Consider the following 15006-nt stretch of genomic DNA (forward strand, 5'->3'; position numbering starts at 1 on the left):
ACGAACCGCCCTGCTCGAAAGGCTGCCCGGCCGGAACCGACCCGGGAACCTTCATCCGGAAATTCCGCCTTCGCAACGTGACCGGAGCGATCCGCACCATCAAGGAGAACAACATCCTCGGAGGCGTCTGCGGTGTGCTGTGCCCGGCCGCCCGGATGTGCGAAAAAGCGTGCAGCGCCTGCGGCATCGACCGGCCCGTCCGTATCGGAAAAATCCAGCGGTTCCTCGTCGAGCACGCGCGCGAGATCGGGTTCAATCCGTTCGATAATCCTCGATATATGAAGCCGCTTCCCCGGCGGGAAAAGGTCGCCGTGATCGGTGCGGGGCCATCCGGCCTCAGTTGCGCCGCCGAGCTCGCGAAGAACGGGGTCGGCGTCACCGTCTTCGAGGAGCGTGATGAGCCGGGCGGCGTGCTGCGGTACGGCGTTCCCTCCTTCCGGTTCGACGAACGCTTCCTTGGCCATGAGATCGACGACCTGAAAAGTCTCGGCGTCGAGTTCCGCTGTTCGACGCCTCTCCGGGGACGCGGCGAGGTCGAGGCCCTGCTGAAGAAAGAATACCAGGCGGTGTTCATCGGAACCGGCCTGTGGGAGCCGATGCGCCTCTTCGATGATTCCGGCCGGGGCGAGGGGGTCTTCTCCTCCATCCGCTTCCTCGAAGCGTTTCGTTCCGGGAATACCGGTGAGCCGGCGAACGCCTGCTCGGGAAAAGCGGTCGCTATCGTCGGCGGCGGCTCGGTGGCGATCGACTGCGCCCGGGTCGCCCGAAAACTCGGCGCGCGCGATGTCTACCTGGTGTATCGCCGCTCCTACGAGCAGATGCCCGCCGAAGAGGACGAGCGTCGCGAGGCGCTCGCCGAGGGGATTCATTTTCTCCTGCTGAATCAGCCGGTCGGCATCGTTCGCGGCGACGGCAAGCGCCTTTCCGGGCTTCGGCTGGTCCGGACGCAGCTCGGCGGCGAAGGCGCGTCGGGCCGCCGAAAACCGGTCGAGATCCCCGGTACCGAGTGGATTCTCGACGTGCAGACGGTGGTCGAGGCCATCGGGAACCAGGCCCCCGCCGGATCGCCCGACCTGTATCCGGGCGTGACCGTGACCGGGGCGCGCCTCATCGTCGCGGATGCCGGGACCGGCCGGACCTCGCTGCCGGGCGTGTTCGCGGGCGGCGATATCGTCCGTGGCCCCGCCACCGTCGTCGAGGCCGTCGCCGACGGCAAGGCGGCGGCGCGGGCCGTCATGGCTCATTTCGAACTGCAGACGCCGAACGGAGGAGAAAAATAGTATGCCGAATAAAATCATCGATCTGTCCGTCGATTTCTGCGGCGTCCGGTTCCTGAACCCGTTCATGCTGTCGTCGTCGCCGGTCTCGAACAGCGCCGAGATGATCGCCCGCGCCTTCGAGGCGGGATGGGGCGGCGTCGCCTACAAGACTCTCGTCAGCGACCGCATTCCCATCTACCACCCTTCGCCGCGCATGCACGGGTATCATTACGGCGAGAAGCGGCTGATCGGCCTACAGAACGTCGAACAGACCACCGACCGCGGCCTTCAGCCGAACCTGCGCGACATCGCCTGGCTCAAGAAGCGATACCCGAAACACATCGTGATGGCCAGCATCATGGGCTTCTCGAACCAGGAGTGGGCCGACCTGGCGAAGGCCTCCGCCGACGCGGGCGCCGACATGCTCGAACTGAATTTCAGCTGCCCGCACATGACGGTCGAGGGCTCCGGGGCCAAGGTCGGCCAGGCGTTCGACCTCGTCCAAAAGTTCACCGAGACCGTGCGGGGCGTCACGAAGCTGCCGCTGGTGGCCAAGATGACGCCCAACATCGCCGACATGAACGAGCCGGCGATGGCGGCCAAGCGCGGCGGCGCCGACGGCATCTCGGCGATCAACACCGTGGCCGGCATCTCGGAAGTGGGCCTCGACGATTACGTTCCCCGGCCCAACGTCTTCGGCAAGGGCGCCATGAGCGGGTATTCCGGCCCGGCCATCAAGCCGATCGGCCTGAAGTTCATCGCCCAGATGGCGAAAAATCCCGAACTGGCCCTGCCGCTCTCGGGAATGGGCGGCATCGAGACCTGGGTCGACGCGCTGGAATACCTGCTCGTCGGCGCGACGACCGTCCAGGTGACGACCGGCATCATCCATTACGGCTACCGCATCGTCGAGGACATGATCGAGGGCCTGTCCGACTACATGGCCCGGCGCGGCATCGCCCGCGTGGCCGACCTGGTCGGAAAGGCCGCCGGCAACGTCCACGAGACCGGCGAGTTCGACGTCATGCGCCAGGGAATCGCAACCTACGACCTCGACCGCTGCGTCGGCTGCGGCCAGTGCTACATCGTCTGCCGCGACGCTGGCGGCAGCGCCCTCTCCTGGGACGCCGAAAAGCGCCGCCCGAACCTCGACGACGACGCCTGCCTGAGCTGCATGGTCTGCAGCTTCGTCTGCCCCGTCACCGGCCTGATCTCTTTCCGCGAAATGCCAAACTCCTGGAAGCGCAAACCCACCGTCACCCTGGGCTGAACCCTTCAGCGAAGTAAAGTGAGCACGAGGAGATTTTCGCGGGCCGCCGTTCTAAAACAGATTCCGGGGAGGAGATTTGAATCGGTTCTTTTCCCTGGACATGATTCTTGCGTACACCTTATACTCGCGCCGGAGGAGACGGTAAGATCAGGAACGAGTGTTAGAATGAGCAACGGGAAAGTGCCTTCCCGGGCAGAAACAGACAGCTATGTGGCTTCTTGAATTCAGCTTTTATCTCGTCACCGGCATCATCGTCTGGATGATGTTCGGGTATTTCATCCTCCTCAGGGTAATGGGAATCCTCAAGGGGTTCACCCCCCCCGCGATCCCCGAAAATCTCCCTCACATCACGGTCATCGTCCCCTGCTACAACGAGGAGGGAGGCATTGCCGAAAAGCTCGCGAACATCCGTGAGCTTGCCTACCCACCAGAAAAACTCGAAGTTCTCTTCGTGGACGGCGGATCGAAGGACCGGACGGTGGCTCTGCTGGAAGAGGCGATCTCGCCGTCGGAACCGTTCACGGTTCTCCGGTCTCCACGCGGCGGGAAGATCAACCAGTTGAATTTCGCCCTCTCCCAGGCAAAAGGTGAGATCATCTTCAACACCGATGCCGACGCCATGATGGAAAAGGACTGTCTGCGCTGGTGCATCGCCGAGTTTGCACGGGGGCCGGACGTGCTCGTCGTCGGCGCCTACTGCTCACCGCACCCCCAAGCCCTCGAAATGGAAAAATACCACTGGATATCCCAGAACAAGGGCCGATTCCTGGAAAGCGACGCATGCTGTTCCTCCATCGTGGTCGCCCCCTGCTACGCGTTCAGGAGGTCCCTGGTCACGTCGTTCCCGGATGATGTAATAGCTGATGATATTTATGTCGCCTATATGGGGCATGCGTCCGGCGGCCGCACGATCTTTTCCCATCATGCGCGGGTCCAGGAAATACGGGTGCCGACGGATCAGGGAATGTTCATTGCCCACAAGTTCCGCAAGAGCAATGCATTCCTGCGGGAGTCTCTGCGGTTCCTTCACCGCCTTCCCGACATGGGGATGTTCTGCAAGACCATGTTCATCACCAGGATCGGGCAGCAGCTCTTCCTGCCGGCCCTCCTGATCTGGTGGTTCCTGATCGCCGGCGCGCTCCTCTCCCTCAGCAGCTTCGTTCCGCTGATCCTTGGCGTCACGTGCATACTCCTGACATTTGTGATCACGAGCTTCGTCTTCTCCACCGTGCCGCTTCCCGAAGAGGCCGCAAAGTCGTCGATTACGACGATGGTGAAAGGATATATCATATCTCTCTCGATTCTCCTGGCCATGGCCGTCAGTTACCCGTTCTATCGCCAGACCAGCAGCTATGCCCGGATTGGAGACGCAGTGAAATGAAGGGACGCGCATCGGCTGGCCGGCGCACGGACGGAAAGGCTCGAGTATGAACACCTGGGTGAAGACGTTTCTTCAGAACGTGCGGTACGCGTTCCGGCCGGACAAACCGTTGCTGTTCGTCCGGCTCGCGCATGCCGTGTTCCGCTCGTATGTGCTCCGGTCGCCGCCCCTGCGGTATGTCGATTTTTCCATCGGGTTCGAGTGCAACATGGCGTGTGAACATTGTTTTGCGACGGCCCTGCAGTCGCGCGTTCCGCGCCGACGGATGGCGCCGGCGGATTATCGCCGCGTCGCGAAACAGAGCATGGCGCTGGGAGCCGTGAACTTCTCCTTCCAGGGCGGCGAGCCGCTGATGATGCCGCAGCTCCCGGGGATCATCAAGGCGGTGAACCCCTGGATGAACGTCATCTCCGTGACGACGAACGGAATGCTCATCACGCCCGAAAAACTGCGCGAGCTACGGACGTGCGGGGTCGACATCCTCACAGTCAGCCTGGACAGCGGGATTCCCGAGGAACATGACCGATTCCGGAACAAGCCGGGGGCGTTCTCCGCCGTTGTCAACGGCGTCAAGCTCGCCCTCGGGATGGGATTCCGGGTGACGTTGGGGACGGTGGTTACCCATGGTTCCGTCCATTCGCAGGGGTTGAAGCGGTTGATCGAGCTCGCCCAGGACCTGAAGGTGCTGCTGTATTTCATTTTCCCGGTTCCGGCCGGTCGTTGGGCCGGGGTGACGGACATGCTTCTGACCGACGAGGATGTGGCCTACATCGAGTCACTCACCCGGTCTTCCTCACTTCTGCGGACGGATTTCCAGGCGAACTTCGGCCCTCGCGGCTGCGGGGCGGCGAAGGAAATATTGTATATCACAACGTATGGCGACGTGTTGACCTGCCCGTTCATCCACATCACCGCTGGAAACGTCTTCGACGAGTCCGTCGCCGACATCCGGAACCGGGCGATCGCAAACCCGTATTTTTCGACGTATCATCCGCGTTGCCTCGCATCGACGGATGACCGGTTCCGCGAGGACGTCCTGAAGAAGACCTGCGGTGCCGCCAGGCTTCCTCTTTCCTGGGACGTCGCCTTCGGTCCGGAGCGGCCGGTATGAAACTCCTTCTCACCGGGGCGACTGGGTTCATCGGCGAGACGCTGGTCCCCTGCCTTCTTCGCGAAGGAATGAGTGTGAGCGCTCTCGTCCGAAGCCCTGACTGCCGTCTGCCGACCGGGGTGAATCGTATACATGGCGATATACTTGACCCGGATCTCGAGGCAAAGCTTCCGCCGGGGATCGACGGCCTCGTCCATATGGCCGCTCTCATCACGTTCGATGCGTCTCGATTGAACGACCTGATGATGGTGAACGGCGAGGGGACCAGGCGCCTGCTGGCGGCTGCCGAACGCGTGGGAATCCGCCGGGTGACCGTCGTCAGCAGCGCCTGCACGCTCGGCATTTCGGAAGACCCGGCCAAGATTCTCGATGAATCGAGCGTTCCCGCCGCCGCTCTGGTGAATCGGAACCCCTACATGGCCAGCAAGCTCGAAGAGGAAAAGGCCGCCCTGGAATGTCAGAAACGGGGCAGGTGCGAGGTCGTCATCGTCAATCCCACGACTGTGTTCGGAGCGGGGGACCGGACGATGAACTCCGGAACGATGATCAGGAAAGTCCATGGATCCCGCATTGTTCCCCTGCCGCCGGGCGGAACCAACGTCGTGGACGTGCGGGACGCCTGCGCGGGCATTCTGTCGGCGCATCTGAACGGCACGCCGGGAAGGCGCTATGTGCTGGGCGGAGTGAATCTGACGTTCGCCGGGCTTGTCCGTGAGATTGCCGGCCAGTTCCCCGGCCGCCGCCTCCTCGTGCCGGTGCCGCGGTTCGCCCGATGGTTCGTGTCCGTCGGAGCCTCCGTGGCTGCCCGTTGTGCGGGTGGGCGGTTTCTGACGCCCCAGATTCTCGAGGATCTATTCCTCTACAAATATTATTCCCACGCCCTCGCGGAGCGGGATCTCGGATACCGGCCCAGGTTCGGCATCGGCGAAACGCTCCGTTCCGCGATCGAATACTATCGGCGCGAGGGGCTTCTCCCATGAAAAATGTGCGCTCCGAAGACGTTCGCAACGCGAACCGCCGGTTTTACGACCTTCTGGCCGACCGGTACGAGGCTGTCGACGGCAGACGCTCGGAGGACCTCTCGGACTACGTGCGTTCGATCCTGCGACACCTGCGACGGGACGCGCCCGACGGGCCGCTGCTCGATCTGGGTGCCGGAAGCGGTTTCATCTCGAAATGCGCCGCCGGTATTTTCCAGACGCGCATCGGAACGGATATTTCGCCGGGAATTCTCGCGACGTACCGGGACCGGTTCGATATGGCCGTCGCTTCGAGCGTCGATCAGGCTTCGTTTGCCCCCGACAGCTTCGCGGCCGTTGCCGCGTTTGCCGTTCTGCACCATCTCTACGATGTGACGGCCGTGGCCCGTGAGGCATTTCGCATCCTCAAGCCGGGCGGCATGTTCTATGCCGACCACGATATGAGCGCCGCCTTCTTCCGGATGTGGAAGCCGCTGCTGCTGTTCTACCGGCTCCTGCGGTTTTCCCCGGGCAAATACCGCCGGTCTGACTCCCGGCTGACCTACGCCCTCTACCGCCTGTCGGAATGGGGGGAGCGGGGCATCGATGACGACGTGCTGAACGCCGCATTTGCCCGTGAAGGCTTTACCGTCACCATGACGTATCATTGGTACGGTCTGAATTCGATCACCGACAGGCTGTTCGGAAAGACCGTCCATACCAGACGCTATGCCCCGTTGATCCGCCTGATCGCAAGGAAACCGGAATCCTGAATGAACGCCTGGACGAACATCCATGCAGAACGGAGACGCCGCTCATGGCTCGCATAATCCTTCTCAGCCCGCCGTTTGTATCCGAATACATGCGCAACGCACGCTGCGATTTCGTTTCGCTGTCGGCGACCCAGTGGTACCCGATCCTGCTGGGCTATGCCGGAGCATGGCTGGAGAAGCTCGGACACACGGTCCGGCTGATCGATGCTCCCGCCCACGATCTCACCCACGAGGCGACGGCGGATATCGTCAAAGACTTCCGGCCGGACCTGATCGCGGTCTATTCCGGAAGACTGAGCGAAGACAACGACGTGGCGTTCGCCGATTCCCTCCTGAAGAAGATCGGCTGTCGTGGCATCTTCGTCGGTCCCTATGCCTCAATCGATCCGAAGTCGACCCTCTGCAAGTCCGGGATGATCGAACATCTCGTCACCGGGCCGTTCGAACTGCCCCTGGGGGCTTTTGCCAACGGTGACGATCCCGCGTCGATTCCCAACCTCGTCCGGAAAAACGGCGGGGAGGTCGTGGAGAATCCTCGCCGCGCGCCTCTCACCACGGCGGAGCTGGACGCGATCCCCTTCGTCTCTGACTTTCTGGGACGGAATGTCGACATGTACCGCTATCACACGCCCTCCGAACTGTTTCCATACATGGACATGTTCACGGGCCGCGGATGTTCCTGGGGCCTCTGCACCTACTGTCTGTGGGTCCATACGCTGATTCCCGGGAAAAGCTACACGACGCGCAGTGTGGAAAACGTTGTGGAGGAGTTCGGGTTCATCGCGCGGAAGATGCCTGCCGTCAAATCGATCATGCTCCAGGACGACACGCTGACGGAGCCGCGGGCGCAGGAGCTGTGCGAAGGCTTCCTCAGGGCGGGGAACAGGCTGCCGTGGTCGTGCTATTCACGCGGCAATCTGTCGCTCGACGTGATGAAGCTGATGAAAAAGGCCGGCTGCCGGAACCTGCACGTCGGGTATGAATCGGCCGATCCGAAGGTGTTGCAGCGGATCAGGAAAGGGCTTACTCCCGAGCGGATGACCCGGTTCACCCGCGATGCCAAGAAGGCCGGGCTGATGATCCACGGGGATTTCGCGTTTGGCTTCCCCGGCGAGACCGTCGAGTCCGCCGAGAAGACGATCCGGTGGGCGTATTCGCTGAATCCCGATACGGCGCAGTTCCAGCTGATGATCCCCTTCCCGGGGACTTCGTACTATGAGGAGATGAAGAGAAACGGCTGGCTGAACGAAAAGGGCGAGCCCGACATGCCGCAATTCTCAAACGCGGAGATCCGCGCGACGGCAAAGAAAGCCTACCGGACATTCTACATCAGCCTGCAGCATCTCATGAAAGCTGTCAGGAAGCCGCGGGAGCATATCTTCAATCAACTGAAGACGATTTCGCGCGCCATCCCCGCGATGTTCTGGAAGCGCTGGTAAGCGCGGAACCATGGCAGCGGACGTTCTCGCTTCGCTTGGCGCGACGGCGGCCTGTTGCCTGTTCATCCTCGGTGGTGGAATCGCCGCGTCAGGGGCGTCCCAGCGGCTTCTTCCCGGTGAAAGCCTTGCCGGACGAGTTGCCGCCGCCGTCACCCTCTGGCATTTCCTTCTTGTCGTTCTCGCGCTGCCGTTGCTGCAACTCAGGCTGTTCTCGCTTCCCGTCGCCGGAAGTGTGCTGGGACTTGCGATAGCGATCGTCGCGTCTTTCACCTGGAACGGCTTTCGTGAGCTGCTCCGGGATGTGTTGCGTTCCTGCGCCGGCTTGGATTTGTCGGGACTGGCTGCGTGGCAGCGGGGTGTCGTGTGGCTGGCCGCCGGGACCGTGGTGTGTGCCGTGTTCAGGGCGTTCGTCCTGCCTCCGCTCAGCTGGGACAGCCTGATTTACCATCTCTGGCTGCCGGCGGAGTGGTCGAAGAGAAACGGGCTCTTTCTGTTTCATGCTCCGGAAAACTGGGACACGTGCCAGTTTTTCACCCTGAACTGGGAGATCATCGCGGCGTGGATGTTCAGATTCGCTGGGGATGACCGGTTTGTCAATCTGATCAATTATCCGTTTCTCCTGCAGATGTTCGGGGCTTTCTACGGACTCTCGCGCACGTTCGGCATTGCGCCATCCCGAGCCTTCCTGGGCGGGTTGGCTCTCTGCTTCAATGCTGCCGTCTTTAGCTACGTGAACACGGCCTACGTGGAAAACTGCATGACGGCCCATCTGCTGACGGGGTATCTTTTCCTCTTCCGCGCTCTCGATGTGCGAAGCCGCACGCTTCTGGGCATTTCCATGGCAGCGTTCGGACTGGCGGTCGGAACGAAGCTGGTGGCCGTACCGCATCTGGCACCGGCGCTGCTCGGCGTTTTATATATGTATATATCGAAAGACCGCCGTCCAATAAGACCGGTCATCACGGGTCTGGTGCTCCTGGGAATTCTTCTTGCGGCATCGTCGTTCTGGTATGTCAGGGCATGGATTCATACCGGTTCTCCACTGTATCCCTATGGTATGTCGATCGCCGGCGTCAGTCTGTTCCCGGAATCGGCAAAGCATCAGCAGTATCAGGAGTTCTTGTTCAACAAGGCGGTTGAAGTGTCGAGGAATGTTCCCATGTCTGCGGTGACGCCGTTTCTGACGATACTCCCCCTGGCGACGGCCTGTGGGCCGCTCGTTGTGTTCCTGGCGCCGTTGATTCCATGGGGACTGCTCCGGTTGGGTGCCGGTGGCGGGTGGGGAAAGATGGCCATCCTGCTCGCGGGAGCGATCTTCACAATGAGCGGATACTTTTCGGAACGGATGTTTCCGATCCGATTCCTGTGGGCTGTGTCGTCATCCAGATTTCTCCTGTTTCCCCTGGCTGTTATGCTGATGTCGGCCCTGGCATGCTTCAGCGGTCGCGGCCGTACGGCAATGATCGAGAAAGCAGTGTGGGGGTGTCTTGCCTGCTCTCTCCTTCTCCAGATACCCCTGTCCTGGAATGCCGGCTGGAAAACTATTAATATTGTATTATATAGTATGCCCGTGGCGGCGGCGCTGTACGGAATGTTTGCAAGATCGGCTCCGGGAAACAACCCGGCAGGTGGCGCGCGCGCATGGGGGATCGCCGTTTTCCTGGTCGTATGGGTCGTGGGTGCGCCTTTCCTGCTGGCATCGCTGAGGCATCGCGCCCTTGAAACGGCGTTCGAGCTTCACGATTTCCCCCGAGACCAGGTTCCGGCTTGGATATTCGTGGACCGTCCCGGTTGCCCGTTTCGGGTCTCCATGTCGGTCGGATACGATGGTCGGGGTGGGAACAACTGGTTTATGTATCCGCTTTTGGGAAGCAGACTCCAAAATTCCGTTTTCTACACGCCGATCACAGCGTCCGGAGAGATCGTCGACGCCTTTTTGAAGGCGCCCGAAGACGTCCTGCGTTGCGGCGATCGCGCTGCTTGGCTTACCCGGCTTCGAGAGAAGGCGGACTACCTCATCCTTTTCCATCCGTTTCCTCCCGAAGCGGCATGGGCCGCTGAAATGCCCGAAGACCTGCTGCCGGTCGTTTCAAAGGAGCGCGTGCGCATCTACAAGGTTTGCCGCTCCTCCTGAGTGAGTCGTTCTGACTTCCCGTCGTTGGATATGAAAAGCCACCCATGAGAAATTCCATGGGTGGTTGTGACGATCACCCTCAGGGTTCGGACATGAAGGGGTATTCGAAGGTGCGGGGAGGGGTGAGGGTTTCCTTCACGGTGCGCGGGGAAACCCAGCGGAGAAGGTTGAGGGGGCTGCCGGCCTTGTCGTTGGTGCCGCTGGAGCGGCTGCCGCCGAAGGGTTGCTGGCCGACGACGGCGCCGGTGGGCTTGTCGTTGATGTAGAAGTTGCCGGCGGCATACCGCAACCGGCCCGAGACGGAGTCGAGGAGGGTGCGGTCTTTGCCGAACACGGCGCCGGTGAGGGCGTAGGGGCTCGTGGTGTCGACGAGGGCGACCGCTTCGTCGAGTTTCGCGTCGTCGTAGACGTAGACCGTCAGCACCGGGCCGAAGATCTCCTCGGCCATCAGCTTGAATGTGGGGTTCGTCGTCTCGATGACGGTCGGCTGGACGAACCAGCCTTTCGATTTGTCGCAGGTGCCGCCGAAGACGATCTTCGCTTCGGCCGAACTGCGCGCGAAATCGATATAGCTTGCGATATTTTTGAACGAGGCTTCGTCGATGACCGCGCCGAGGTAGTTGGTGAAATCGGCGACATCGCCGACCTTGATCTTCGCGAGCATCCCGCCCATCATCTCTTTGACCTTCGGCCACAGGGATGCCGGGAGGTAGGCGCGGCTCGCGGCCGAGCATTTCTGGCCCTGGTATTCGAAGGCTCCGCGAACCAGCGCGACCGCGAGCGGCACGGGGTCCGCGTCGGGGCAGGCGAAGACGAAGTCCTTGCCGCCGGTTTCCCCGACGAGCCGCGGGTAGTTGCGGTACACGCCCTTCGCCTGGTTCTCGCCGATCAGCCGCCACATCTCGTTGAACGTCGAGGTCGAGCCGGTGAAGTGCAGGCCGGCGAACGCGGGGTGCTTGAACACGATATCGCCGATCGTCGAGCCGCGCGACGGCACGAAGTTGATGACGCCCGCCGGCAGCCCGGCCTCCTCGAGGAGGCGCATCAGGTGGTAGTTGCTCAGCACGGCCGTGCCGGCCGGTTTCCAGACGACGACATTGCCGGCCATCGCTGGAGCGGTGGGAAGATTCCCGCCAATCGCCGTGAAGTTGAACGGCGTGACGGCGAAGACGAACCCCTCGAGCGGCCGGTATTCCGTCCGGTTCCAGGCGTCCGGGGTGCGCGAGACGGGGGGCTGGTCGGCGAAGATGCCGTCCCAGAAATGGACGTTGAACCGCAGGAAGTCGATCATCTCGCAGGCCGAGTCGATCTCGGCCTGGTGCGCCGTCTTGCTCTGGCCGAGCATCGTCGCCGCATTCAATACCATTCGATATGGTCCGGCCAGCAGTTCCGCCGCCTTCTGGAAGATCGCCGCCCGCTCGGCCCAGGGAAGGGCCGCCCAGTCGGCTGCCGCGTCGAGCGCCGCGCGGATGGCGAGTTTCACATCTTCGGGGCCCGCCTGATGATACCGCGCGAGGACGAGATCGTGCCGGTGGGGGGCCCGGATCTCGACGAGTTTTCCCGTGCGGATCTCCCTGCCGCCAATTAGCAGAGGGATCTCGATCGGCTGCTGCGACTGCCTCGCGAGCTCCGCCTTGAGGGCCTGCCTGGGCTCGGTGCCGGGGGCGTAGGAAAAGCCGGGTTCGTTCGCCGGCCGGGAACACTGCGTGTGAAGGTTGAGCAAGGGCATGGTCGTGGTCGCTCCTGTTGGGTGGATGAATCGATGCCCGAATCATGCCAGAGGCGAATCATGATGAAAAGTGAATAGTATTTATTGTTTTCATGAATGATATTCATGATATTTGCACACGGGGCGCGCGGTCGGGGACCACGGACTTGCCAGATGCGCTCTCTGAATATTATGCCGGCACGCCGGTGTGGACGCGGTTTCGTCGAATATGGGGCGGGCTCCTCACAGGGGCCGGACGTGAAAGGGAATGGGACGGTTGCGGCCGGCTGGCGGGCCTGTTCGTCTTCAAGAAAATCGTCATAGACGTGATCGTCGAGCTCTTGAAAAGCCGATAAAAACCGACATGCTGATTTCGCATGGGGTCATGTAGTACCATTCCCGCGATGAACCTGCTTCTGGAATTTCTCCAACGCCTGTCCGTGATCCATCGCCCGAAGGTCATGGAGTTTCTCAAATACGTCGGGCCGGGGCTTCTCGTCACGGTCGGCTTTATCGACCCCGGCAACTGGGCGTCGAATCTCGCCGCCGGCTCGCAGTTCGGTTACACCCTGCTCTGGATGGTCAGCCTCAGCACGGTCATGCTGATCATTCTCCAGCACAACGTGGCCCACCTCGGCATCGTCACCGGCCTCTGCCTGTCGGAAGCCGCGACAAAGCATTTTCCCCGGCCGGTCAGCCGGCTGGTGCTCGGCACCGCCGTTCTCGCCTCCATCGCCACGGCTCTGGCCGAGATTCTCGGCGCGGCGATCGGCCTCCGGATGCTGTCCGGCCTGCCGATCGCCATCGGGTGCGTCCTTTCCGCCGCGTTCGTGCTGTACATGCTGCTCAGCAACTCGTACCGGCGTCTCGAAAAATGGATCATCGGCTTCGTGTCCCTGATAGGCCTCTCGTTTCTCATCGAGCTGGGAATGGTGCAGATCGACTGGGCCGCGAGCGCCGCCGCCTGGGTCAGCCCCACGCTTCCGCCCGGCAGCCTGATGATCGTCATGAGCGTGCTCGGCGCCGTCGTCATGCCGCACAATATCTTTCTCCATTCCGAAGTCATCCAGAGTCGCCAGTGGAACCTCGAGGATGAAACGACGATCCGGCATCAGCTCAGATACGAATTTCTCGACACGCTGTTCTCGATGATGGTCGGATGGGCCATCAACAGCTCGATGATCATCATGGCCGCGGCGGCGTTTCACGCTTCGGGAACGGTCGTGAACGAACTCGAGGAGGCCCGTCGTCTCCTCGAACCGCTTCTCGGAAACGGCGCGGCGGTGATTTTCGCCATCGCCCTGCTGATGAGCGGCCTTTCCTCTTCCGTCACCGCCGGAATGGCCGGCGGAACTATATTCGCTGGTATATTTAGTGAACCATACAATACCGAAGACGGGCATACGAAAGCCGGCATCGCCATTACGATCGCCGGCGCCCTGATCGCCATCGCCTTCGTTGGCGATCCCTTCCGCGGGCTGGTGGTGTCGCAGATGCTGCTCAGCATCCAGCTGCCGCTCACGATCGTTTCCCAGATCGTCCTGACATCGTCGCCGGCCGTCATGGGAGTCCATGCCAACGACACGGTGGAAAAACTGATGCTGTGGATTGTTGCCGCGGTCGTCATCGTGCTCAACATCCTGCTTCTGCGTTCCATTATGTTCGGGGGATGAATGCGGAGACGAGCCGGGCCGATACCGGCGAGCCTTGAAGGAGATCATGATTCGATGCACGAGCAGGAGCCGTTCGATCTGCAGCAGTTGTACGTGTTCCATGTCGCGGCGGGGTCGCGCACCTTCACGGAGGCGGCCGAGCGCCTGCACATCAGCCAGTCGGCGGTGAGCCACGCGATCCGGAAGCTCGAAAAGAGCGCCGGGGCGAGCCTGTTCGCCAGGAACCGGCCGCCGGTGCGCCTGACCGGCCCGGGCCGTCTGCTCGCGGAAACGTGCGGCCGAATCTTCACCGACCTGCGCCGCTGCCGGGAGGCGATGCTGCGGAGCGACGCGAAAACACTCGTCGGCAGGCTGAAGGTGGGGGCGACCGTCGAGTTCGGAAACAGCGTCCTGGCCCGCGGCGTGGCGCCGTTCCTGGAGAAACACCCCATGATCGAGATGGGGTTCACGTTCAGCCACGACCTGCTGCGGCCCCTTCTGGCCGATGAACTCGACCTGATCATCGACTGCCAGGTCCATGCCCGGGAGGAACTTGCCCGCAAGCCTCTGTTTCGCGAACAGTACCTGCTGGTGGCCGCCCCGGCCCTGGTCGACAGGCTCCGCATCAGGCGGCTCCACGATCTGAACCGGGCGGTCTGGCTGACGCTCGACTCGGGCGGCGACTGGTGGCAGCGATTCCTGGCCCAGTTGCCGTCGACGACCGAACTGACCCCCGACAGGATGCTTCCGGTGAATCACCTGAGGGGCCTCATCAACCTGGCTTCTTCCGGTGCCGGTGTCGCCCTGGTTCCGGCATACTGCGTGCAGAATGAACTGCAGAGCGGAAGCCTGAAACGGATTTTCCCGAATGTCCGGATTCGCGAGGACAAGTTCTTTCTGTACTGTCTCAAGGACCGACTGACCGACCCGAATATCGTTGCATTCACGAAATTCGCCAGACGCCTTCATCTGACGCCCCGATAGCCGCCCCGATGCCCGCGCTGCCCTGGCCATACGGCATGCTTTTGGGAGATGCCACCCGTGAAGGGGGGGGGGGGGGGGGGGCCCCCCCCCCCGGGGGGGGGGGGGGGGGGGGGCGGTCACCGCCCCCCGGGGGAAGGCGGGTATAATTCAGACAGAGAAGATCCAGTGTGGCCCGGAGACGTGATGAAAGGGATTGCGAACAGGCAGAATGCCCTTCTTGGTCGGAAGCAGATGGTTCGGGCTCCCCGGCCGGCCAGTCACCCGTTGCGCGGCGGGCCTGAGCGGCCTTCCGCCCGGTTCCCGGGGCAGCCGCAGCAGACGTCGCAGATCAAGCCG

Annotated in this window: 11 protein-coding genes; 10 read left to right on the forward strand and 1 reads right to left on the reverse strand. The window is 62.1% G+C overall.

The features are described 5' to 3' along the window. From PLU72_17990 to PLU72_18025, 8 genes are all read left to right on the forward strand, one after another. Window positions 1-1280 (forward strand): FAD-dependent oxidoreductase (locus PLU72_17990; GenBank protein HOT30073.1); only part of this gene is annotated, 1280 nt, incomplete at its 5' end. 1 nt (window position 1281) lies between these two features. Continuing rightward, window positions 1282-2529, forward strand: coding sequence for an NAD-dependent dihydropyrimidine dehydrogenase subunit PreA (gene preA, locus PLU72_17995; protein HOT30074.1), 1248 nt, complete (start codon window positions 1282-1284; stop codon window positions 2527-2529). A gap of 208 nt (window positions 2530-2737) precedes the next feature. Beyond that, window positions 2738-3910 carry a glycosyltransferase gene (locus tag PLU72_18000; GenBank protein HOT30075.1) on the forward strand — a complete coding sequence of 391 codons (1173 nt, stop codon included), beginning with the start codon at window positions 2738-2740 and terminating at the stop codon, window positions 3908-3910. Between the two features lie 46 nt (window positions 3911-3956). Next, the gene (locus tag PLU72_18005) at window positions 3957-5021 is read left to right on the forward strand and encodes a radical SAM protein (GenBank protein ID HOT30076.1); all 1065 of its coding nucleotides are present in this window, start codon (window positions 3957-3959) and stop codon (window positions 5019-5021) included. Then, window positions 5018-6001, forward strand: a complete 984-nt coding sequence (locus tag PLU72_18010; protein ID HOT30077.1) for an NAD-dependent epimerase/dehydratase family protein — start codon at window positions 5018-5020, stop codon at window positions 5999-6001. Before PLU72_18005 ends, PLU72_18010 begins: the two co-directional genes overlap by 4 nt. Next, the gene (locus PLU72_18015) at window positions 5998-6753 is read left to right on the forward strand and encodes a class I SAM-dependent methyltransferase (protein ID HOT30078.1); all 756 of its coding nucleotides are present in this window, start codon (window positions 5998-6000) and stop codon (window positions 6751-6753) included. Before PLU72_18010 ends, PLU72_18015 begins: the two co-directional genes overlap by 4 nt. Before the next feature lie 44 nt (window positions 6754-6797). Next, window positions 6798-8192: a radical SAM protein gene (locus PLU72_18020; protein HOT30079.1), complete on the forward strand. Its 1395-nt coding sequence runs from the start codon at window positions 6798-6800 to the stop codon at window positions 8190-8192. 10 nt (window positions 8193-8202) lie between these two features. Continuing rightward, window positions 8203-10326, forward strand: coding sequence for a hypothetical protein (locus tag PLU72_18025; protein HOT30080.1), 2124 nt, complete (start codon window positions 8203-8205; stop codon window positions 10324-10326). Between the two features lie 79 nt (window positions 10327-10405). Here PLU72_18025 and pruA read toward each other — a convergent pair whose 3' ends face one another. Continuing rightward, entirely contained in the window at window positions 10406-12055 is a 1650-nt protein-coding gene (gene pruA / locus PLU72_18030) for an L-glutamate gamma-semialdehyde dehydrogenase (GenBank protein ID HOT30081.1), read from the reverse strand. Window positions 12056-12438: 383 nt separating this feature from the next. On the opposite strand from pruA, the gene PLU72_18035 reads away from it, so the two are divergent. Both PLU72_18035 and PLU72_18040 read left to right on the forward strand, forming a co-directional pair. Beyond that, window positions 12439-13707, forward strand: a complete 1269-nt coding sequence (locus PLU72_18035) for an Nramp family divalent metal transporter (protein HOT30082.1) — start codon at window positions 12439-12441, stop codon at window positions 13705-13707. Between the two features lie 54 nt (window positions 13708-13761). Then, on the forward strand, window positions 13762-14670 hold the full coding sequence (locus PLU72_18040; GenBank protein ID HOT30083.1) for a LysR family transcriptional regulator: 909 nt from the start codon (window positions 13762-13764) through the stop codon (window positions 14668-14670). Window positions 14671-15006 lie beyond the last annotated feature (336 nt).

Source organism: Candidatus Ozemobacteraceae bacterium (genome assembly GCA_035373905.1).
Classification (GTDB): Bacteria; Muiribacteriota; Ozemobacteria; order Ozemobacterales; family Ozemobacteraceae; genus MWAR01.

What these genes read in the sequence shown, in the direction of transcription:
- PLU72_18015 (HOT30078.1), top strand. Translation starts at nt 5,998, where the DNA reads ATGAAAAATGTGCGCTCCGAAGACGTTCGCAACGCGAACCGCCGGTTT.
- PLU72_18000 (HOT30075.1), top strand. Translation starts at nt 2,738, where the DNA reads ATGTGGCTTCTTGAATTCAGCTTTTATCTCGTCACCGGCATCATCGTC.
- PLU72_18010 (HOT30077.1), top strand. Translation starts at nt 5,018, where the DNA reads ATGAAACTCCTTCTCACCGGGGCGACTGGGTTCATCGGCGAGACGCTG.
- PLU72_18005 (HOT30076.1), top strand. Translation starts at nt 3,957, where the DNA reads ATGAACACCTGGGTGAAGACGTTTCTTCAGAACGTGCGGTACGCGTTC.
- PLU72_18040 (HOT30083.1), top strand. Translation starts at nt 13,762, where the DNA reads ATGCACGAGCAGGAGCCGTTCGATCTGCAGCAGTTGTACGTGTTCCAT.
- PLU72_18035 (HOT30082.1), top strand. Translation starts at nt 12,439, where the DNA reads ATGAACCTGCTTCTGGAATTTCTCCAACGCCTGTCCGTGATCCATCGC.
- PLU72_18025 (HOT30080.1), top strand. Translation starts at nt 8,203, where the DNA reads ATGGCAGCGGACGTTCTCGCTTCGCTTGGCGCGACGGCGGCCTGTTGC.
- pruA (HOT30081.1), bottom strand. Translation starts at nt 12,055, where the DNA reads ATGCCCTTGCTCAACCTTCACACGCAGTGTTCCCGGCCGGCGAACGAA.
- preA (HOT30074.1), top strand. Translation starts at nt 1,282, where the DNA reads ATGCCGAATAAAATCATCGATCTGTCCGTCGATTTCTGCGGCGTCCGG.
- PLU72_18020 (HOT30079.1), top strand. Translation starts at nt 6,798, where the DNA reads ATGGCTCGCATAATCCTTCTCAGCCCGCCGTTTGTATCCGAATACATG.